General features: G+C 66.7%; 19 protein-coding genes and 1 tRNA gene. 12 read left to right on the forward strand and 8 right to left on the reverse strand.

From position 1 onward, the window contains the following. The first annotated feature begins 84 nt into the window (after positions 1-84). On the forward strand, positions 85-1,413 hold the full coding sequence (locus EJ105_RS07540) for a hemolysin family protein (protein ID WP_029558596.1): 1,329 nt from the start codon (positions 85-87) through the stop codon (positions 1,411-1,413). A 33-nt stretch (positions 1,414-1,446) separates the two neighbouring features. On the opposite strand, the gene EJ105_RS07545 is transcribed toward EJ105_RS07540, so the two are convergent. From EJ105_RS07545 to fabI, 4 genes are all read right to left on the reverse strand, one after another. Continuing rightward, positions 1,447-2,199, reverse strand: a complete 753-nt coding sequence (locus EJ105_RS07545; RefSeq protein ID WP_229644416.1) for a hypothetical protein — start codon at positions 2,197-2,199, stop codon at positions 1,447-1,449. Positions 2,200-2,341: 142 nt separating this feature from the next. After that, on the reverse strand, positions 2,342-2,929 hold the full coding sequence (locus EJ105_RS07550; RefSeq protein ID WP_024278952.1) for a histidine phosphatase family protein: 588 nt from the start codon (positions 2,927-2,929) through the stop codon (positions 2,342-2,344). A gap of 35 nt (positions 2,930-2,964) precedes the next feature. After that, on the reverse strand, positions 2,965-3,477 hold the full coding sequence (locus tag EJ105_RS07555; RefSeq protein ID WP_250165819.1) for a hypothetical protein: 513 nt from the start codon (positions 3,475-3,477) through the stop codon (positions 2,965-2,967). A 31-nt stretch (positions 3,478-3,508) separates the two neighbouring features. Beyond that, the gene (gene fabI, locus EJ105_RS07560; RefSeq protein WP_024278954.1) at positions 3,509-4,336 is read right to left on the reverse strand and encodes an enoyl-ACP reductase FabI; all 828 of its coding nucleotides are present in this window, start codon (positions 4,334-4,336) and stop codon (positions 3,509-3,511) included. Between the two features lie 166 nt (positions 4,337-4,502). Between fabI and EJ105_RS07565 the strand changes: the two genes are divergently transcribed. Together EJ105_RS07565 and EJ105_RS07570 are read left to right on the forward strand one after the other, a co-directional pair. Next, positions 4,503-4,579 (forward strand) — tRNA-Pro (locus EJ105_RS07565). Positions 4,580-4,788: 209 nt separating this feature from the next. Then, positions 4,789-5,451, forward strand: a complete 663-nt coding sequence (locus EJ105_RS07570) for a DUF1796 family putative cysteine peptidase (RefSeq protein WP_197023032.1) — start codon at positions 4,789-4,791, stop codon at positions 5,449-5,451. A gap of 13 nt (positions 5,452-5,464) precedes the next feature. Here the strand turns inward: EJ105_RS07570 and EJ105_RS07575 are convergent, their stop codons facing one another. Then, positions 5,465-6,637 (reverse strand): MFS transporter, encoded by a 1,173-nt coding sequence (locus tag EJ105_RS07575; protein ID WP_347881303.1) that lies wholly within the window; start codon positions 6,635-6,637, stop codon positions 5,465-5,467. Continuing rightward, positions 6,634-8,001 (reverse strand): HdeD family acid-resistance protein, encoded by a 1,368-nt coding sequence (locus EJ105_RS07580; RefSeq protein ID WP_250165820.1) that lies wholly within the window; start codon positions 7,999-8,001, stop codon positions 6,634-6,636. Before EJ105_RS07580 ends, EJ105_RS07575 begins: the two co-directional genes overlap by 4 nt. A 155-nt stretch (positions 8,002-8,156) precedes the next feature. Here EJ105_RS07580 and EJ105_RS07585 point away from each other — a divergent pair, with 155 nt between their 5' ends. Next, positions 8,157-8,417, forward strand: a complete 261-nt coding sequence (locus EJ105_RS07585) for a hypothetical protein (RefSeq protein WP_250165821.1) — start codon at positions 8,157-8,159, stop codon at positions 8,415-8,417. 4 nt (positions 8,418-8,421) lie between these two features. Here EJ105_RS07585 and mgtE read toward each other — a convergent pair whose 3' ends face one another. Both mgtE and EJ105_RS07595 read right to left on the reverse strand, forming a co-directional pair. Beyond that, positions 8,422-9,762, reverse strand: a complete 1,341-nt coding sequence (gene mgtE / locus EJ105_RS07590) for a magnesium transporter (protein WP_250165822.1) — start codon at positions 9,760-9,762, stop codon at positions 8,422-8,424. 193 nt (positions 9,763-9,955) lie between these two features. Next, a complete protein-coding gene (locus EJ105_RS07595) occupies positions 9,956-10,567 on the reverse strand; it encodes a carbonic anhydrase (protein WP_024278960.1) in 612 nt (203 codons plus the stop codon). Positions 10,568-11,263: 696 nt separating this feature from the next. On the opposite strand from EJ105_RS07595, the gene urtA reads away from it, so the two are divergent. The 8 genes from urtA to EJ105_RS07635 all read left to right on the forward strand — a co-directional run bounded on the left by urtA (position 11,264) and on the right by EJ105_RS07635 (position 18,862). Beyond that, complete coding sequence (gene urtA / locus EJ105_RS07600; protein WP_374251838.1) at positions 11,264-12,499, forward strand: urea ABC transporter substrate-binding protein; 1,236 nt, start codon at positions 11,264-11,266, stop codon at positions 12,497-12,499. 187 nt (positions 12,500-12,686) lie between these two features. Continuing rightward, entirely contained in the window at positions 12,687-14,345 is a 1,659-nt protein-coding gene (gene urtB / locus EJ105_RS07605) for an urea ABC transporter permease subunit UrtB (protein ID WP_250165824.1), read from the forward strand. Further along, positions 14,342-15,475, forward strand: a complete 1,134-nt coding sequence (gene urtC, locus EJ105_RS07610; protein WP_250165825.1) for an urea ABC transporter permease subunit UrtC — start codon at positions 14,342-14,344, stop codon at positions 15,473-15,475. Before urtB ends, urtC begins: the two co-directional genes overlap by 4 nt. 116 nt (positions 15,476-15,591) lie before the next feature. Further along, positions 15,592-16,338, forward strand: a complete 747-nt coding sequence (gene urtD, locus EJ105_RS07615) for an urea ABC transporter ATP-binding protein UrtD (RefSeq protein ID WP_024278964.1) — start codon at positions 15,592-15,594, stop codon at positions 16,336-16,338. Between the two features lie 4 nt (positions 16,339-16,342). After that, positions 16,343-17,038, forward strand: coding sequence for an urea ABC transporter ATP-binding subunit UrtE (gene urtE / locus EJ105_RS07620; protein ID WP_250165826.1), 696 nt, complete (start codon positions 16,343-16,345; stop codon positions 17,036-17,038). Further along, entirely contained in the window at positions 17,004-17,861 is an 858-nt protein-coding gene (locus tag EJ105_RS07625; protein ID WP_347881304.1) for an urease accessory protein UreD, read from the forward strand. The genes urtE and EJ105_RS07625 overlap by 35 nt, the downstream gene beginning before the upstream one ends. 22 nt (positions 17,862-17,883) lie before the next feature. Further along, positions 17,884-18,504, forward strand: coding sequence for an urease subunit gamma (locus EJ105_RS07630; protein WP_081837726.1), 621 nt, complete (start codon positions 17,884-17,886; stop codon positions 18,502-18,504). Between the two features lies 1 nt (position 18,505). After that, on the forward strand, positions 18,506-18,862 hold the full coding sequence (locus EJ105_RS07635) for a GFA family protein (protein WP_250165827.1): 357 nt from the start codon (positions 18,506-18,508) through the stop codon (positions 18,860-18,862). Positions 18,863-18,899 lie beyond the last annotated feature (37 nt).

Raw genomic sequence — 18,899 nt, forward strand, 5'->3', positions numbered from 1 at the left:
CCACCGCGCATTTGTGGCTCCGGCGTCACACAGGAAGGGCATCCTGTGCTATGACGTGCGCCGACGGAGCACCACACCCCCGCCATGCCTCTACTCGAAATCCTGATCGTCCTCGTCCTCGTTCTCATCAACGCCGTTCTCGCAGCAGCGGAATTGTCGATCGTCTCGTCTCGCCCCGCGCGGCTGAAGACGCTGGCTGATCGCGGGAACAAGGGGGCCAAGGCGGCCATGCGGCTGGCGGAAGACCCCGGCCGCTTCCTCTCCACCGTCCAGATCGGAATCACCCTCATCGGCATCCTGGCCGGCGCCTTCTCCGGCGCCAGCCTCGGCGATCTCCTGGGCGAGACGCTGCGGGAGGCCGGACTGCCCACCAGTGTCGCGCACCCGCTGGGCTATACGGCGGTGGTGGTGGCCATCACCTATGTGTCGCTGGTGATCGGCGAACTCATTCCCAAGCGGCTCGCGCTTCAGAATGCGGAGCCTCTGGCCTGCATTCTCGCGCCCCTCATGATCGGGCTTTCCAAGGTGTCGGCGCCCATGGTGTGGCTGCTCGATGCTTCGACCCGCGCGGTGCTGACCCTGCTCGGCCGGGGCGGCAGCCGCTCCAGCTCGGTCACCGACGAGGAAATCCGCGCCATCATCACCGAGGCCGAGACGGCGGGCGTCATCGACCCCGCCGAACGGCGCATGATCTCCGGCGTGATGCGCCTTGCCGACCGCCCGGTGACGGCCATCATGACGCCCCGGCCGGACGTGGAGTGGGTGGATATCTCCAAGGATGCGGAGGAGGTGCGCCACGTTCTCCTCACCACGCCCCACTCGCGCCTGCCGGCCTGCGACGGATCGCCCGAGGAGACCATCGGCGTCATTCAGGCCAAGCGCGTGCTGGACGCCTATCTGAAGGGCGAGCGGCCCGACCCGCGGCAATATGTGCAGACGGTGCCCTTCATCGTGGAAAACGTGGGCGCGCTGGAGGCCATGCGCGTGCTGCGCGGCGCCGAGGTGCCCATGGCCATCGTGGTGGACGAGTACGGCGACATGGCCGGCGTGGTGACGGGCTACGACCTGCTGCTCGCCATCACCGGATCGGTGGAAGCCAGCCATGAGCCGGGCGATGCGCATGTGGAGCGCAACGTGGTCGAGCGCCACGACGGCAGCTATCTGGTGGCCGGCGACACGCCGGTGGACGAACTGCGCGACCTGCTGGACGTCGCCCTCCCGATCGACGAGGGCTTCCACACGGTCGCCGGCTTCGCCCTCTCCCACCTCAAGGAACTCCCCGAGGAGGGCGAGGTCTTCACGGCGCTGGGATGGCGGTTCGAGATCGTCGACATGGACGGCCGCCGCATCGACAAGCTGCTGGTGTCGCGGCCCCACGTGCTGCACCGGCAGGAAGTGGCGGGGCAGGGCTGAGGCCCCGCCCGCGCCGGCCCTTCAGCCTCTTGATTAATCCCGCCGGGCGAGGGAGCGCAGGAAGCCCTCGTATTCCTCGGTCAGCTCCATATCCACGCCGAACGCGTTCTTCAGCAGGATGTTGGCAATGAAGGGCTGATCGTTGCGCTTCTCTTCGAGCGTTTCGCGCAGGACCGGCACCGTGTCCTCGATGTGCTTGAGGAAGGCGATGCCCTTCTCCAGCGTCTCGGTCCATTTGGCGCGGTGCCACAAGGCCAGCGGGTACATGATCTCGTGGACGAAGTTGGACTTGCGGGCCTTCTCGAAGAAGCGCAGCCCCGCGCTCCAGTTCTCCTTGGAGCGCAGCGGCGGGGGCGGGATGTCGCCCAGCAGCATCTTCTTGCCGGCCTGTCCCACGAAATCCTCGAGCGTGATGGGCGTCTCGATGTTGGTGCGGAAGTGCCAGAGGGCGAAGTTGCCCGGATATTCCTTGCCCCAGGCCTCGATGAAGGCGGCCTCCACCTTGTCGACCGCCGCCTTGTCGCCTTTCAGCGCGGCCGTCATGCAGAAGGCGAACATGGCATCGTTGGCGACATTGTGCACGCCGCCATTGGCAAGGTCGGCCGGGCTGAGGGTGGGGGTCTTGCCATCAGCCGGAACCGTCGCATCGCCGGCGCGCAGGGCGGTGATGAATTTGGTGATTTCCAGCCAGCCCATGTAGTGGGCGATGAAGGCGTCCGGATCCACATGGACGATGGCGAGGTTGAGCGGCATCTTCCGCTTCTGCAGTTCGGCCATGTCGGTCATGAAAAGTCCCCCCGGGGCTCGGGTGAAAAGGCGTCAACAAACGACCCTGCCCGTCGCGTTCGCGACACGGGTGCCGGGCCTACCGGTTTGACGCAGCAAGAAAAATGCCAAGGGGAAATGTGTGGACGGACAGCGCGGAAGCTCAGTCCGCGACCTCGAAGCCGCCGCGGGAGACCACATAGACCGCCCCCTGCCGCACGGGCAGATTGGAGGCTTCGGCTTCCGGCATCCCGGCCTTCACGTGCAGCAGCGCGCGGATGACGCCGCCGTGGGTGACGATGACGGCGTCATCCTCGATCTCGGCGCAGGCCGCGCCGACGCGCTCGCACAGGGTGCGATAGCTTTCGCCGCCGGGGGGCGCGAAGTTCCAGGGATCGAGATCGCGCCGGCGCACGGCGTCATGGTCGCGGCGGCGCAGCTCGGGCCAGGTCTGGCCCTCCCATATGCCGAAGGAGATTTCAGCGAAACGGATGTCGGTCTTGAAATCGCTGACAGGCAGATCGAGGCCGGTGCGCAGGATGCGCATGGTCTCCACGGCCCGCGACAGGGGGCTGGAGACATAGGCCAAGGCGCGCGTATCTCCCGCCAGCTGGGCGAGCACGCGTCCGACCTGGCCCGCCTGGATGCGGCCGAGCGTGTTCAGCGGCACGTCGCGGCGCCCCTGGAGCCGGCCCACCACATTCCAGTCGGTCTCGCCATGGCGGACGAGGAAAAAGCGTCGCGTCGTCATCTCTCTCCGGCCCGCCCTGTCGGGCGCGGCGTCGCTCACCGCGGCGGAATCGTGATTACGTGGTCGTACCACTCGCCGCGCGGCGGGTAGGTCACGCGCAGCTTGATGGTCGAGCCCGGCGCCGCCTTGCCCTTGTAGCTCACGATGAGCCCCTTGGCCGGCTGGCCGATGCACTTGGTGGTGCGCCCGCCATCGATTCCCGTGGCGACGAAGCGGCCATACTGGATGCCGACCTTGCCGCCGGGCGGGGCGGAGAGGACCTGGATGGTCGGAATCTGCGTCTGCTGGCAGTTGTAGTCGGAGGTGCCGGCGGCAAAGAGCGCGCTGCGGCTGCCGCCGCCCCCGATCATGAAGCTGACGCCGCTCTCGTAGGGCGTCACATAGTCCGGGAAGATCGCGCCGCCCGGGCCGAACACGCGGTCGCGGAACGGATACTGCTCGAAGGTCGGCGGGCTCTGCGCCAGCGCCGCACCGGCAGACACGAGCAATCCCGCGGAGACGGCAACGGCGAGGGCGAAACGGGAAGCCCGGGAATCAAGCGCCGTCATGGTTTGTCTCCTTTGTGGGCGCGCGCCGTATTCAATCGCGGACGAGGGCGAGGTCCGGCGCGTCGGGATGCTTCATGCCCACAATATGGTACCCGGCATCCACATGATGCACCTCGCCGGTCACACCACGCGACAAATCGGAGAGGAGATAGACGCCCGCGTCGCCAACCTCGTCGGTGGTGACGGTGCGGCGCAGCGGCGAGTTCAGCTCGTTCCACTTCAGGATGTAGCGGAAGTCGCCGATGCCCGAGGCGGCCAGCGTCTTGATGGGGCCGGCGGAGATGGCGTTCACGCGGATCGCCTTGGGGCCGAGGTCAGCGGCCAGATACCGCACGCTGGCCTCCAGCGCCGCCTTGGCCACACCCATGACGTTGTAGTGGGGCATCCACTTTTCCGCACCGTAATAGGTGAGCGTGATGAGGGAGCCGCCATTGGTCATCAGCTTCTCCGCCCGCTGCGCGACGGCGGTAAAGGAGTAGCAGGAGATGAGCATGGTCTTGGTGAAATTGTCCGCCGTGGTTTCCACATAGCGGCCGTCCAGCTCGTCCTTGTTGGAGAAGGCGATGCAATGGATGACGAAATCGAGCGTGCCGAACAGGCGCTCGGTCTCGGCGAAGACGGCATCCAGCGTCTCGGGCTCGGTGACGTCACAGTGGCCGACCAGATGACCGCCCAGTTCCGCCGCCAGCGGCTCCACCCGCTTCCTCAGCGCCTCGCCCTGATAGGTGAGGGCGAGCTCGGCGCCATGGGCCCGCGCGGACTTGGCGATTCCATAGGCGATGGATCGGTTGTTGGCGACACCGAGAATCAGCCCGCGCTTGCCCTTCAGAAGACCGCTCGCGAAACCGTCCGTCGCCATAGACCCCACTCCACATGCTCAAGCTATTGAAACCCATGATGCCGGCCAGTGGACGCACCATGGGCGCGCTTCCTATGGCATGGGGCCATCCACCGTTCAAGCGAAGCTGGCGCGTCGCCCCCCTTGCATCGCCCGAGAGCGGATGCTAGATGCGGCGCCTCTGGATCGGAGTGTAGCGCAGTCTGGTAGCGCACCACGTTCGGGACGTGGGGGTCGCAGGTTCAAATCCTGCCACTCCGACCAGATGAAAATCCGGCTAGGCCGGAGACCCTGTCCCCCATCATCTCGATGATTGTTCGCCGCCCTCGGGCGCGCCGAAGCACGCGTCACGCCTCGTGGATTCTTTCTGCTGCGGGAGGTTGCGTAGGGCATCTTTTACCGTCTCATGGTAGACAGGTGCCATGTTGTCCCGCCTTCTCCGCCGCACTCCCGCGCTCGTTCCGGACCGAATCGTGAGTCTCGGCGCGCTTTGCGAAGTGGCCTATCAGGTGCGCCGCCTCTCCCGGTCCGAGCGGGCCTATCCGTTCGATTGGTGGGTGACGCCGCTCGGCAGCGTGATGAAGGTGCTCGACGCCGGCGCGCCGGCTGTGTTCGAGGCAGCGCAGCTCATGAAGGTGCCGGATTACGGTGGCCACCCCGCGCTGTATTCCCACCTCTCGGGCACCATCCACCTCCACGAATTCCCCGCGGGAGAGGATTTTCTCGCCCTCGAAGAGGCGGAGATGGCGCGGCGCCTGATCCCGAAATACCAGGCCCTTCAGGCGCGGTTCCTGGGGGATTGCGCGCAGGGAATCACTCTGTTCGTCCGGCAGTGCCTCCCGGAGCACGATCCCAGGGAAGAGGCGCTGGAGGTGGCGATCGATAGCCTCCACGCGAAGCTGTGCACCATGGCCGCCGATCCCCGGCTGCTGCTGCTCGACTATGCGCCGGTGCGCCCCCGCCCGTGGCTGCTGACCGCAACCGTTCCTCGCCTGAAGGACTGCACCGATGTCGGCTCTCCCCGCGGATGGGATCGCACATTTCGGTCCATGCGCATTTCCTGTCGGGGAGGCGATGCGTTCCGATTCGACGATCTGAAGGAGACGCTGGTGCCGCCTGGAGAGCCCGCTCCCTGATTCGCCAGCCCCGTCACGCGCTCCCGCGCAGTCGCCAGGCGGCGAGGGCAAAGAGGGTGCAGGAGAGGGCGGCGAACAGGGCCAGGCCATGGGGGTGGATCTGCATGGCGAATCCCGCCCCCAGAGGGCCGACGAGTGCGCCGAGGCCCCAGAACAGGCCGGAGACCGCGTAGATGCCCACGAGGTCGCCGCCCTTGAACCGGCTGCCCACCAGCGTGATCATGATGGTGTAGATGCCGACGAAGGCGCCGCCCCAGACGAACAGCAGGGCACAGGTCGCCACCACGTTGCCGAGCGCCAGCGGCCAGATCGCCGCTCCGACCGCCGAGATGACCGCGAGCAGGATCACCAGCCTGCGGCGGTCCATGATGTCGCCGAGCCAGCCGATAGGCAGTTGCAGCAGGATGGCGCCGATCATCATCACCGACATCAGCCGTGTCGCATGCTCCTCCGCCCAGCCGAGCCCCACCGCATAGAGCGCGAGGAAGGAGAGGCCGGCGGTCTCGATGGTGGCATTCAGCATGGTCGCCGACAGGGCCAGCGGCGCGAGTCGCACGAAGCGCAGCGGATTGCTGATGGTCGGCTCGTCGAAATGCGGCGCGATCACCCTGGGCGACGCCACGAACAGCGCCGCGACCAAGGCCACCCCGGCACCCAGCAGATAGGGCAAGGCCCCCTCGGTGCCGACCAGGGAGAGAATCATCGGACCGAGGGCAAGGCCGACCGACATGGCGGCGGTGTAGGCTGCCATGGAGCGGGCGCGGGTGTTCTCGGTCGAGAGCGCGTTGATCCAGGTCTCGGAGGTGACGAACAGCGCTTCCGCCGCCATGCCGAGGAACAGGCGGAGCACGAACCAGAGCCAAATGGCCGGCATGACCGGGAAGGCGGCGAGCGCCAGCGCCGAGACAGCGATGGCGAGGAGAATCAGCCGGCGGGGGCCGAGCAGGGCCACCATCCGCGGGAGGATGACCGCCGTCGCCAGCACCCCGACGGCGTGCATGGCGGCATTGGCACCGATCACGGTTTCACTGAGGCCGCGGGCGGCCAGATCGAACGCGATGAGCGGGGCGGTCAGGGAATAGGTGAGGCCGAAGACCATGGCCGTCGCGATCACCGCGCCGCGCGCGAGCACGGTGGATGTGTCGGGAAGGGCTGGGGGGATCGGCTCGCTGCTTTCGTGGGTCACGGATGGGCTGGCCCTGCAGCCTCGGCGCGTTGGCGCACCGGAGGGGTGGCGACAACGCGTCCCGCTGCGAAGCGGCGCAGGAAATCCCTCAGCCGGTCCGCGAAGGGCGGCGGCGCCGGCTCGACGATCCGCTTCATCGTGAGGGCGTAGTCGAGCACGAGCCCGGGCGTCCAGCTCATGGCCTCCGCCCGCGAGCGGATGTAGGCGGCCGCCCAGACGTCCGGATTGAACATGAGGGAGGCCACCCGCAGCCAGGGCATCCGGGTTGCGAGGCATCCTTCCAGCGCCGAATCGAGCGCGGCGGCCACCGCGACCGAACAATTGCGGTCGGTGAGGTTGTAGGTGTCCACCTGACGGTAGCCGGCCCAGAAGGCCATGAGCCGCCGCGTATCGAATCGGGTGAACTCCACCTTCTGGTCGGCCTCGCACCAGTTGGCGCATTCGTAGGCGTAGGACGGCTGGAAGCGGCCCTTCACGTCGTTCTCCGCCGTGGCGCGCAGGATGCGGGCGAATTCATCCGGCGGATGCTCGATCTCCTCCGCCGGATAATGGCTGATGTAGAGGTCGGGCTTCAGCTCGAGCGAGGCGTGACCGGTGGAAATCGCACCGTTGCGGTCCACCGCCGCAATGTAGCGGTCGAACACCGGGTGGTGGTCCTTCACGTCGGCAGAGCCGGTGGGGGTCCACACGCGCACGGTCATGGGGCCTTCCCAAGGGGGGAGGGGGCCTGTGTCGTCCACGATCACCGGCGCGTTCTCGTACCAGTCGCGCCCGCCATAGATGGGCAGGCTCAGGATGGCCACTTCGGCGAGGTGGGCTCTGAGCATCAGGCTCGCCCGCAGCATGATCCAGCCGGACATCAGCGTGAGCATGGCCACCGCGAGCGGCACCTTGAGTTCATGCGCGAGGGGCCAGTGGCTGCCGATGAACAGCGCCAGAAAGAGTTCAACCACCCCCACCGCCGCGGTCGAACGCCACATGCGGAACCGGACCACCGCCGCAGTGGCGATGCGGGCCGCCCCGTCCACGAGAAAGGCGGTGCCGAACAGAAGGGACAACGCCATTCCGTTATGGGAGGGGTAATCGAGGATGAAGGTGCCCAGGAACACAAGCGCGGCGGCGCGGCCGAGCGCCAGCAGCCGGCTGCGCGTGCCCGAGAAGGCGAAGGCCGTCAGGAGCCCCAGCAGGCCCTCGAACACGAAAACACCCCCGAACACCTGAGTCGCCACCGACATGGTGCCGTCCATGGCGTCGATCAGGATCAGGGAGGCGATAAGGAACAGCGCGGCCGCGACCAAGGTGAGCACCCACCAGCGGTCGCGCAATGCACGGGCTCCCACAAGCAGGAAGGCAAGCTTAACCATGGCGAGGCGGGGATCACTCAGCGGAAACCGCCGCAGGATGACGGTAAAGGGATCAAGAACGCAAGTCGTCCGCGCCGGTCGCGGGAAGGCTTTCGGAACTTCGCGGTGGGTCTCGTGTTCCGGTTAAGGACGCAAAACCATCGAGAGGTATTTCAATGACGAACGCCGACATGGATCGACTGAAGTCCGATGCGTCGGGCAACACGGGCCTCAGCGCCGTCCTCGCCGAGGCGGTGGAGGGCTTCTCCTCCACCGACGATGCGGTGCGTTTCCTCGCCTCTCGCGGGTTCGAGGTGACGGCATCCGACCTTGTCGCCGCCGCCAGCGACGCTGAGACGCCGGCGGAAGCGGAGGAATCGGAAGACGCGGAAGAGGACGGCTACGTCGCGCTGATGCGCTTCGTCCGGCAGTCCTGAGGCATCACAGGATGGTGCCGTGGAGGAACAGCCATGCCACGGAGAAATAGATCACGATGCCGGTCACATCGACCAGCGTCGCGATGAAGGGCGCCGAAGCGGAGGCGGGGTCGAAGCCGAGGCGCTTCAGCAGGAACGGCATCAGCGATCCCGCCAGCGAGCCGAAGGTGACGATGCCGATCAGCGCGGCGCCGATGGTGACGGCCAGGAGCTTCCAGTACTCGCCGTAGTCGAACAGCCCGGTCTGCTGCCAGACGACGATGCGGATGATGCCGATCACACCCAGGATGGTGCCGAGCGTGATGCCCGTCGGCAGTTCGCGCAGGGCGACCCGCCACCAGTCGCGCAGCCGCACCTGATGCAGGGCGAGGGCGCGGATGATGAGGGAGGTGGCCTGCGAGCCGGAATTGCCGCCCGAGCTCATCACCAGCGGGATGAACAGGGCCAGCACGATGGCCTTCTCCAGTTCATCGGAGAAGAACTGCATCGCGCTCGCCGTGAACATCTCGGAGATGAACAGGATGCACAGCCAGCCCGCGCGCTTCTTGATCATCTCCTTGAAGGAGATTTCGAGATAGGGCTCGTCGATGGCCTCCATGCCGCCCATGCGCTGGACGTCCTCGGTCTGCTCCTCGATCATGGCGTCGATCACGTCGTCGACGGTCACGATGCCGAGGACATGGCCGGTCGTGTCCACCACGGGCACGGCGAGGAAGTCGTACTTGGAGATGGTGCGCGCCACCTCCTCCTGCGGCAGGTTCGGCGGCACGGTGATCGGGGTGTAGGGGTTCGCAACCGACAGGATCGAATCGCCGGGATTGCCCGAGATCAGCCGACGCAGCGACACCGTGTTCACCAGCCGCCGGGTGCCGGGGGAGAGCACGTAGATGGCGTAGACGGTCTCGCGGCTGCGCTCCACCTCGCGGATGTGGTCGAGGGTCTGCTGCACGGTCCAGTTGGACGGTACCGAGACGAACTCTGTGGTCATCAGCGCGCCGGCCGTGCCCTCGGGATAGGTGAGCAGGTGGTCGATGGCCACCTGCGCCTCGGGGCTGAGCGCGTCCCGAAGGCGCCCCTTGGCCGGCTCCTCGATCCAGCGCAGCACATCAGCGGCGCGGTCGGCGGACATCCCTTCGAGAATGCCAACTGCCTTCTCCTGCGGCAGCGCCTCGATGACCTCGCAGGCATCGTGAAACTGCGGCTGGTCCAGCACCTCAACCGCCCATTTTAGCGGCATATGCGAAACCACGCCGGTCGCTTCCTCGGCGCTCTTGCCATTCAGGAATTCGACGATGTCAGCGACGTGCTCGTGCCCGAGCCGCGATGCGATAGCCGCGTCGGTCATATGGGTGTGTCCCGGTTCGAGGGGATGTGCAAGCTGGATCGGCCCTGTCAGAAGCAAGGTGCCGGTCGAGCCGACCCATATCGGATAATCGCCATTTGATACAAGGGGATGAAACGCGGCCGGGACAACCGGCCACGTTGCCCTTTCGGCACGCCTTTACGTCGTCACCTCCCGCGCCGGAGCGAAGGCCGCCTCAGGTGGGGGCGAAGGTGCCGTCGTCGCCGAGAAGCTCCAGGCGCCCCGTCGCCACGCCGAAATAGGCGCCATGCAACTTGAGGTCGCCTTCCGCAACCCGCTCGGCGACCCAGGGGAAGCCGGCGAGGTTGGCGAGGGAGAGCTTGACGCAGCATTGCTCGCAGAAGCGCTGGCGCTCGTCCGGCGGAAGCCTGGCGTCTTCCGCCATGAGCCGCGCCGGCTCGGCGATCTTCATCCAGTCGGCGACGAAATCCTCTGCGCCGGGAGGGGCGCCGTCGAGCAGGGCGTGGATGCCGCCGCACTGGGCGTGGCCGAGCACCACCACCTGCTTCACCTTCAGCACCCGCACCGCGAACTCGATGGCCGCCGAAGTACCGTGATAATTGGCGTCGGGCATGAACGGCGGGACGAGGTTGGCGACGTTGCGCACCACGAACATCTCGCCCGGGCCGGCGTCGAAGATCATCTGCGGATCGACGCGGCTGTCCGAGCAGGCGATGACAAGCGTTTCCGGCTTCTGGCCGCGCGCCGCCAGCCGCTCGAACAGCAGCTTGCGTTCGGGCCATGCCACTTCCCGAAACCGTTTGTAGCCGGAGATCAGATCGTCCACGCCATCGCTCCCTTCGCTTACTCGGCCACGGAAGTCTGAGCGCGCCTGACAAGTCAAGAGCATGCCGCGCGGAACCGGAGTTCGCCTTGCCACGTTCTCATCGCGACGCCTTGAAAACGTGTGGAGCCAAGGACATGCGCGGAATTCTACTTTGGATCATGGGTGTTCCGATCTCGGTTATCGTCCTCCTGTACCTCTTCAACTTCCTCTGAGGCTGGAGCTGGGCGTGGCGATTGTTGCGCCCGGCGTTTCCAGGATGCAGCGCAGGGTCGGGAAGGGCGTGCGCTACGCCGGGCGCCCGCTGATTAATCGCTGCGCAAATAGTTTCCGAAGGGAGTCTTGTTGCGGCCGGGCGCGGGGGCGCCTGCTGAAGTACGAAATTACCCTTTCGAGCCCTTGCATGCATCGCGCGCCGTTTCTGATGCAAATTTAGCCATTTGCAATTCGCTCTCCTGCCCAATCGATAGGCATTCACTTCAGCCGCGCTCTCGTGGGCGGAGGCTGGACTGGAGCGAGGTATTGCGTGGCGCCTGCCTGTCTGGCGCCGCCTGCCTTGGCACGCGCCTTGCTCACTCTCCACTGGTCGGCCCGCTCGGGCCGTCGGAATAGGGGAGAGAGCGCATGCTCGGTTTGCTGGGACGGACGACCAGGAGGGGATTCGGAGCGCTTGCCGCTGCCGCCGTCGTCGCGGGCACGATGGGTGTGGGCGCGGCACGGGCCGAGGACACCATCAAGGTCGGCATCCTGCATTCACTGTCGGGCACCATGGCCATCAGCGAGACCACGCTGAAGGACGTGATGCTCATGCTCATCGAAGAGCAGAACAAGAAGGGCGGCCTCCTCGGCAAGAAGCTCGAGGCCGTGGTGGTGGACCCGGCTTCCAACTGGCCGCTGTTTGCCGAGAAGGCCCGTGAGCTGATCACCAAGGACAAGGTCGCGGCCGTGTTCGGCTGCTGGACCTCGGTGTCACGCAAGTCCGTGCTCCCGGTGTTCAAGGAGCTGAACAACATCCTCTTCTACCCCGTCCAGTACGAGGGTGAGGAGAGCGAGCGCAACGTGTTCTACACCGGCGCCGCGCCGAACCAGCAGGCCATCCCGGCGGTGGACTACCTCGCCAACGAGGAGAAGGTGGAGCGCTGGGTGCTCGCGGGCACCGACTATGTCTATCCCCGCACCACCAACAAGATCCTCGAAGCCTATCTGAAGTCCCGCGGCGTGAAGGCCGAGGACATCATGATCAACTACACGCCGTTCGGACATTCCGACTGGCAGACCATCGTCTCCGACATCAAGAAGTTCGGCTCTGCGGGCAAGAAGACCGCCGTGGTGTCCACCATCAATGGTGACGCCAACGTGCCCTTCTACAAGGAACTGGCCAACCAGGGCATCAAGGCGACCGACATCCCGGTCGTGGCCTTCTCGGTGGGCGAGGAAGAGCTCGCCGGCATCGACACCAAGCCGCTCCTCGGCCACCTCGCGGCCTGGAACTACTTCATGTCCATCGACACGCCCGAGAACAAGGCGTTCATCGAGAAGTGGCACGCCTTCACCAAGAACCCGAAGCGCGTCACCAACGACCCGATGGAAGCCCACTACATCGGCTTCAACATGTGGGTGAAGGCGGTGGAGAAGGCCGGCACGACCGATCCGGACAAGGTGATCGCGGCGCTGCCCGGCATCAAGCAGGCCAACCTCACGGGCGGTACCTCCGAGATGCTGCCGAACCACCACATCACCAAGCCGGTCTTCATCGGCGAGATCAAGGACAACGGCCAGTTCGACGTGGTGTGGAAGACCAAGGACCTGATCCCCGGCGAAGCCTGGTCCAAGTATCTGGACGGCTCGAAGAACCTCGTCGCCGACTGGGTCAAGTACAATTGCGGCAACTACGACACCACCACGAACAAGTGCCTGGGCGCCGCAGCGAAGTAAGCGGCTGCCATTGCGCGGGGATCATCGATCCCCGCGGCCTTCCCAAGGCTCTTCACGGTTTTCATCTCGACCTCTCGTACCGTCCCTCGGGGCGCCTCTCCCTCTCCCCGCAAGGGGAGGGGGAGCCCTGCTGCACTCCCGATAAGGGCCGCCGGCTTGTCCGGCCGTGCCGGAGCGGATGACCTGAATGATGCGGCTGCCCCCTTCCGTACCGCAGGCGAAAACCTCGCCCAGCACGCTGCGGACCCTGCTTCTTTCCCTTCTTGCCGTGCTGCTGGCCGGGCTTGTGGCTTCGATCCCCGCCCGCGCGCAGAGCCAGCCGGACATTTCCGGCATCATCGCCAAGTTCGGCAACGACAGCTATTCCGACACCTCTGATGCGATCGCCGCGCTCGCCACCTCGGGCAGCCCGCAGGCGGCCGCCGTGGTCGAGGCGCTGGCCGCCGGCAACCTGCTTTATGATCCGGCGAGCAAGGCCGTCTTCATCCGCACCCCCAGCGGCATGGTCGATCCGGCCTCGGGCGCCATCGTCGGCAGCGCGCCGGCCACTCTCTCGCCGGTGCGGGCCAACAACCGCGTCCGCCGCGCGCTCGATGCCGCGGCCGGGGCGCTCACGCTGCTCAATGCTGATCCGGCGAAACGGCTCGATGCCGCCGCCGCCGTGTTCAAGTCCCGCGATGCTGCGGCGCTGCCCACGGTCGAGGCGGCCATCGCCAAGGAAACCGTGCCGGCGGTGAAGGCCGCGCTGGCGCAGGCCCGCGCCGCCATCCTCATCGGCAAGGCCGACGCGCCGGAGCCGGATCGCCGCGCCGCCATCCAGCTTATCGCGGCGCGTGGCGATCAGGACTCCATCAGCCTGCTGCGCAGCCTGCCGGCGAATTCGTCTCCGGCCCTCAAGGCAGCCGCCGAGGCCGGCATCACCAAGGCCGAGGAAAGCCTCAAGTTCTGGGCCGTGGTGCAGAATGTCTGGTACGGCCTCTCGCTCGGCTCGGTGCTGCTGCTGGCGGCCATCGGCCTCGCCATCACCTTCGGCGTCATGGGTGTCATCAACATGGCCCATGGCGAGATGGTAATGCTCGGCGCTTACACCACCTTCGTGGTGCAGGAGCTGATCCGCCAGAAGGCGCCCTATCTGTTCGACTGGTCGCTCACCATCGCCCTGCCGCTGGCCTTCCTGTTCACCGCTCTGGTGGGCATCCTGATCGAGCGCACGGTGATCCGCTTCCTCTATGGCCGGCCGCTTGAAACCCTGCTCGCCACCTGGGGTGTCTCGCTCATCCTGCAGCAGGCGGTGCGGTCCGTGTTCGGCCCGACCAACCAGGAGGTGGGCGCGCCTTCGTGGATGTCCGGCGCGTTCCAGATCGGGCAATTGTCCATCACCTACAACCGGCTCTGGATCATCTGCTTCGCGCTGATCGTGTTCTTCACCCTGCTGCTGGTGCTGCGGCGAACGCCGCTCGGCCTTTACGTTCGGGCAGTGACGCAGAACCGGCGCATGGCCGCCGCCATGGGCATCCGCACCGGCCGCATCGATGCGCTGACCTTCGGCCTCGGCTCGGGCATCGCCGGCATCGCGGGCGTTGCGCTCTCGCAGATCGATAATGTGAGCCCCAACCTCGGGCAGGGCTACATCATCGACAGCTTCATGGTGGTGGTGTTCGGGGGCGTCGGGAACCTCTGGGGCACTCTGGTGGGTGCCTTCACGCTGGGCGTCGCCAACAAGCTGCTGGAGCCGTTCGCCGGCGCGGTGCTGGGCAAGATCCTGCTGCTCGTCTTCATCATCCTGTTCATCCAGAAGCGCCCGCGCGGTCTGTTCGCGCTCAAGGGCCGGGCGGTGGAATCATGAACCGCACCCGCATCATCGACCGCACCGGCGGCATCTTCCTCATCGTGGTGCTGGCGGCGGGCGTGCTTATCCCCGCCTCCAACCTGCTGCTCCCCGCCGGCAATCCCCTGCACGTGCCGGACTACATGATCCCGCTGCTCGGCAAGTATCTGTGCTACGCGCTGCTCGCCGTGGCGGTGGATCTGGTGTGGGGCTATTGCGGCGTGCTCTCGCTCGGCCACGGCGCCTTCTTCGCCCTCGGCGGGTACGCCATGGGCATGTATCTGATGCGCCAGATCGGATCGCGCGGCGTCTACGGCAATCCGGTGCTGCCCGATTTCATGGTATTCCTGAACTACAAGGAACTGCCCTGGTTCTGGGAAGGCTTCAACATCTTCCCGTTCGCCATGCTGATGGTGCTTGTGGTGCCGGGGACGCTGGCCTTCGTGTTCGGCTGGTTCGCCTTCCGCTCGCGCGTTACCGGCGTCTACCTCTCCATCATCACGCAGGCGATGACCTTCGCGCTGATGCTCGCATTCTTCCGCAACGACATGGGCTTCGGCGGAAACAACGGCCTCACCGATTTCAAGGATATCCTCGGCTTCCCCATCTCTGCGCCCTCGACGCGCCTGACGCTGTTCTTCCTCTCCGCCGTGGCGCTGGCGGCGGGCTATCTGCTCTGCCGGGCGCTCGTCACCTCCAAGTACGGCAAGGTGCTGGTGGCGGTGCGTGATGCGGAGAGCCGCACAAGGTTCCTCGGCTACCGGGTGGAGAACTACAAGCTGGTGGCCTGGGTGCTCTCGGCCATGCTGGCGGGTGTCGCCGGGGCGCTCTACGTGCCGCAGGTGGGCATCATCAACCCGTCCGAGTTCGCCCCTGCCCAGTCCATCGAGATGGTGATCTGGGTGGCGGTGGGCGGCCGCGGCACGCTGGTCGGTGCAGCCCTCGGCGCACTCATCGTGAATGCGGGCAAGACCTGGTTCACCGGCGTGCTGCCGGAGGCCTGGCTGTTCGCCCTCGGCGCCCTGTTCGTGCTGGTGACGCTGTTCCTGCCCAAGGGCGTGCTCGGCCTCGCGGCGAGCCTCTCCGAGAAGTGGAAGGCCCGCCGGCCGTCCTCGGACCCCACCCCCAGCGCGACCCCGGCGGAGTGAGCCCCATGAGCATGCTGACTCCCTCTGCCGATCCCTATGCCGTCAAGTCGCAGGGCGCGCTCTCGCTGGAGGCCGAACTCGGCTTCCTGAAGGAGGAGCAGCCCGCCCCGGACCGGATGGCCCTGACCTCGGCGCTGCTCTATCTCGACAACATCACCGTCTCCTTCGACGGCTTCCGCGCCCTGAACGCGCTCTCCCTCGTCATTGGCGAGGCGGAGATGCGGGCCATCATCGGCCCCAACGGCGCCGGCAAGACGACGATGATGGATGTGATTACCGGCAAGACCCGCCCCAACCAGGGCGTCGCCCTGTTCGCCGGCACCAACGATCTCACCAGCCTGGACGAGGCCGCCATCGCCCAGCTCGGCATCGGCCGCAAGTTCCAGACGCCGACTGTGTTCGACATGCATTCGGTGGAGGACAACATCCTCCTCGCGGTGAAGGCCGACCGTCGCCCCTTCTCCAATATGGAGTGGAACCCGAGCCGCCACGAGCGCGAGCGGGTGGAGGAACTGCTGGAGCGCGTGCGCCTGAAGGACAGCCGTCATCGCCGGGCCGGCGACCTTTCCCACGGACAGAAGCAGTGGCTGGAGATCGGCATGCTGCTGGCGCAGGAGCCGCGCCTGCTGCTGGTGGACGAGCCCGCCGCCGGCATGACCGACCAGGAGACGGCGGACACCGCGGTGCTGCTGAAGGAAATCGCCAAGACCCGCTCGGTGGTGGTGGTGGAGCACGACATGCAGTTCGTGCGCGACCTCGACGTGAAGGTCACGGTGCTGCACGAGGGCTCGGTGCTGGCCGAGGGGCCGCTCGACCAGGTGAGTGCCGACGAGCGCGTCATCGAAGTCTATCTGGGGAGGTGAGGCCATGCTGAAGGTGGAAAACCTCGACCTCTATTACGGCGCCGCCCACACCCTGAAGAAGGTGTCGGTCTCCGCCGAGGCGGGCAAGGTGACGTGCGTGCTCGGCCGCAACGGCGTGGGCAAGACCTCGCTGCTGCGCGCCATCGTCGGCCAGCGGCCCATCGCCGGCGGCTCCATCACGCTGGACGGCAAGGAGATTTCGAAGCTCTCCACGCCCGACCGCGCGGCGATGGGCATCGGCTTCGTGCCGCAGGGGCGGGAGGTGTTCCCACTGCTCTCGGTGAAGGAAAATCTGGAGACGGGATACGCCCGCCTGTCCAGCAAGGAGAAGTTCGTGCCGCAGGAGGTGTTCGACCTCTTCCCGGTGCTGAAATCCATGCTGCGCCGTCGCGGCGGCGATCTCTCCGGCGGGCAGCAGCAGCAGCTCGCCATCGGCCGGGCCCTCGTCACCCGCCCGCGCCTGCTGGTGCTGGACGAGCCGACGGAGGGCATCCAGCCCTCCATCATCAAGGACATCGGCCGCGCCATCTCCTATCTCAGGGACAAGGGCGACATGGCCATCGTGCTGGTGGAGCAGTATTTCGAGTTCGCCCGCGACCTCGCCGACAGCTTCATCCTGATGGACCGGGGCGAGGTGGTGGCAAGCGGTGACAGGAGTGGGCTGGATGGCGACGATGTTCGCCGCCTCATGGCGATCTGACGCCACGTCGGCTCCCCTCCCGCCCCAGCGCCAGCGCAGCGAAGGCCGGGTCCGCATCGCCGGTGCGCGGTTCGGCGCGGTAACGCGCGTCGCCGACCTTGCGGAAGGCGGCGCCATGCGCGTGCGGGTACCGCGCGGCGGGCCGGGGCTGGAAGCCGTCATCGTCAACACTGCCGGCGGGGTCTGCTGCGGCGACCGCTTCACGATCGAAGCCTCGGCCGGGCAGTGCGCGCACCTCACGGTGGCAACCCCGGCCGCGGAGAAGGTCTATCGCTCCGATGGCTCTTTGGCGGAGATTTCCGTGTCGCTGGCAGCGCAGCAGGGCGCACGGCTGGAATGGTTGCCACAGGAAACCATCCTGTTCGACCGCGCCCGGCTGAAGCGCCGCTACGCGGTGGACCTCGCGCCCGACGCCACCTTCCTCTCCTTCGAGGGGCTCATGCTGGGCCGCCTTGCCCATGGCGACGTGATGGGGGAGGGGCATCTTGAGGATCATTGGCGCATCCGACGCGGCGGCGCGCTGGTGTATGCCGATGCCTTCCGCTTGTCCGGCCCCATCGGCGCGCTGCTGGAGCGGCCGGCCGTCGCGGGTGGCGCGCGGGCGCTGGCGACGCTCCTCTACATCGCGCCCGACGCCGAGGCACGGCTGGAGGAAGCGCGCGTCCTCGTGGAGAACGTGCCCTGCGAGGCCGGGGCCAGCGCCTGGAACGGCATTCTCGCCGTGCGCTGGCTCGCTCCCGACATCGGGACGTTGCGCCGCGCCGCAACCTCGTTTCTGATGGCTTTCCGAAAGGCCCCGCTCCCCCGCGTGTGGGCCACCTGATGCTCGTTCGAGGAGAGATGCCGTGCTGCTGACGCCGCGCGAGAAGGACAAGCTCCTGGTCGCCATGGCCGCCGAGGTGGCGCGCAAGCGCCTCGCCCGCGGCGTGAAGCTGAATCACCCGGAGGCGGTCGCGCTCATCACCGACTTCGTGGTGGAGGGCGCGCGCGACGGGCGCACCGTCGCCGAGCTGATGGAGGCCGGCGCCAAGGTGCTCACCTCGGATCAGGTGATGGAAGGCATCGCCGAGATGATCCACGACATCCAGGTGGAGGCGACCTTTCCGGACGGCACCAAGCTCGTCACGGTCCACCACCCCATCCGCGGCACCCCCTCCGAGACGGTCCCCGGCGAATTGCTGCCGCAGGAAGGCGACATTCATTTCAACGAGGGCGCCGAGCGGGTTCACCTCACCGTCGCCAATACCGGCGACCGGCCGATCCAGGTGGGCAGCCACTACCACTTCTTCGAGACCAACCCGGCGCTGGACTTCGACCGGGACAAGGCGCGCGGCATGCGCCTCGACATCGCCCCCGGCACCGCCGTGCGCTTCGAGCCCGGCGCGACGCGGGACGTGACGCTGGTGCCGTTCGGCGGCAAGCGCGAGGTCTACGGCTTCCGCGCGGCGGTTCAGGGAGGACTGTGACATGGCGGTTCAGCACTATTCCGGCGGATGCCAGTGCGGCGCTGTCCACTATGAAGTGGATGTCGATCTCGATCGCACGGTGACCTGCAACTGTTCCCGCTGCCGGCGCGTCGGCGGCATCCTTGCCTTCGCCCCGGCAAGCGCCTTCACCCTCACGTCGGGGGAGGGGAAGACCACCGAATATCTCTTCAACACCGGCAAGATCCATCACCTGTTCTGCACCTCCTGCGGCATCGAATCCTTCGCCCGCGGCACGGCGCCGGATGGCACCGAGACGGTGGCGGTGAACGCGCGCTGCCTCGACGGCGTGGATGTGAAGAGCCTTCACCCCATCGAATACGACGGCGCCAGCAAGTAATCCCCGGCCCGCATGCGCGAGATTTCAGGAGCGAGAC

This window comes from Xanthobacter aminoxidans (genome assembly GCF_023571765.1).
Classification (GTDB): domain Bacteria; phylum Pseudomonadota; class Alphaproteobacteria; order Rhizobiales; family Xanthobacteraceae; genus Xanthobacter; species Xanthobacter aminoxidans.

What these genes read in the sequence shown, in the direction of transcription:
- EJ105_RS07540 (WP_029558596.1), top strand. Translation starts at nt 85, where the DNA reads ATGCCTCTACTCGAAATCCTGATCGTCCTCGTCCTCGTTCTCATCAAC.
- urtA (WP_374251838.1), top strand. Translation starts at nt 11,264, where the DNA reads ATGGGTGTGGGCGCGGCACGGGCCGAGGACACCATCAAGGTCGGCATC.
- EJ105_RS07550 (WP_024278952.1), bottom strand. Translation starts at nt 2,929, where the DNA reads ATGACGACGCGACGCTTTTTCCTCGTCCGCCATGGCGAGACCGACTGG.
- EJ105_RS07625 (WP_347881304.1), top strand. Translation starts at nt 17,004, where the DNA reads ATGGCGACGATGTTCGCCGCCTCATGGCGATCTGACGCCACGTCGGCT.
- fabI (WP_024278954.1), bottom strand. Translation starts at nt 4,336, where the DNA reads ATGGCGACGGACGGTTTCGCGAGCGGTCTTCTGAAGGGCAAGCGCGGG.
- mgtE (WP_250165822.1), bottom strand. Translation starts at nt 9,762, where the DNA reads ATGACCGACGCGGCTATCGCATCGCGGCTCGGGCACGAGCACGTCGCT.
- EJ105_RS07585 (WP_250165821.1), top strand. Translation starts at nt 8,157, where the DNA reads ATGACGAACGCCGACATGGATCGACTGAAGTCCGATGCGTCGGGCAAC.
- EJ105_RS07555 (WP_250165819.1), bottom strand. Translation starts at nt 3,477, where the DNA reads ATGACGGCGCTTGATTCCCGGGCTTCCCGTTTCGCCCTCGCCGTTGCC.
- urtB (WP_250165824.1), top strand. Translation starts at nt 12,687, where the DNA reads ATGATGCGGCTGCCCCCTTCCGTACCGCAGGCGAAAACCTCGCCCAGC.
- EJ105_RS07580 (WP_250165820.1), bottom strand. Translation starts at nt 8,001, where the DNA reads ATGGTTAAGCTTGCCTTCCTGCTTGTGGGAGCCCGTGCATTGCGCGAC.
- urtD (WP_024278964.1), top strand. Translation starts at nt 15,592, where the DNA reads ATGGCCCTGACCTCGGCGCTGCTCTATCTCGACAACATCACCGTCTCC.
- urtE (WP_250165826.1), top strand. Translation starts at nt 16,343, where the DNA reads ATGCTGAAGGTGGAAAACCTCGACCTCTATTACGGCGCCGCCCACACC.
- EJ105_RS07545 (WP_229644416.1), bottom strand. Translation starts at nt 2,199, where the DNA reads ATGACCGACATGGCCGAACTGCAGAAGCGGAAGATGCCGCTCAACCTC.
- urtC (WP_250165825.1), top strand. Translation starts at nt 14,342, where the DNA reads ATGAACCGCACCCGCATCATCGACCGCACCGGCGGCATCTTCCTCATC.
- EJ105_RS07635 (WP_250165827.1), top strand. Translation starts at nt 18,506, where the DNA reads ATGGCGGTTCAGCACTATTCCGGCGGATGCCAGTGCGGCGCTGTCCAC.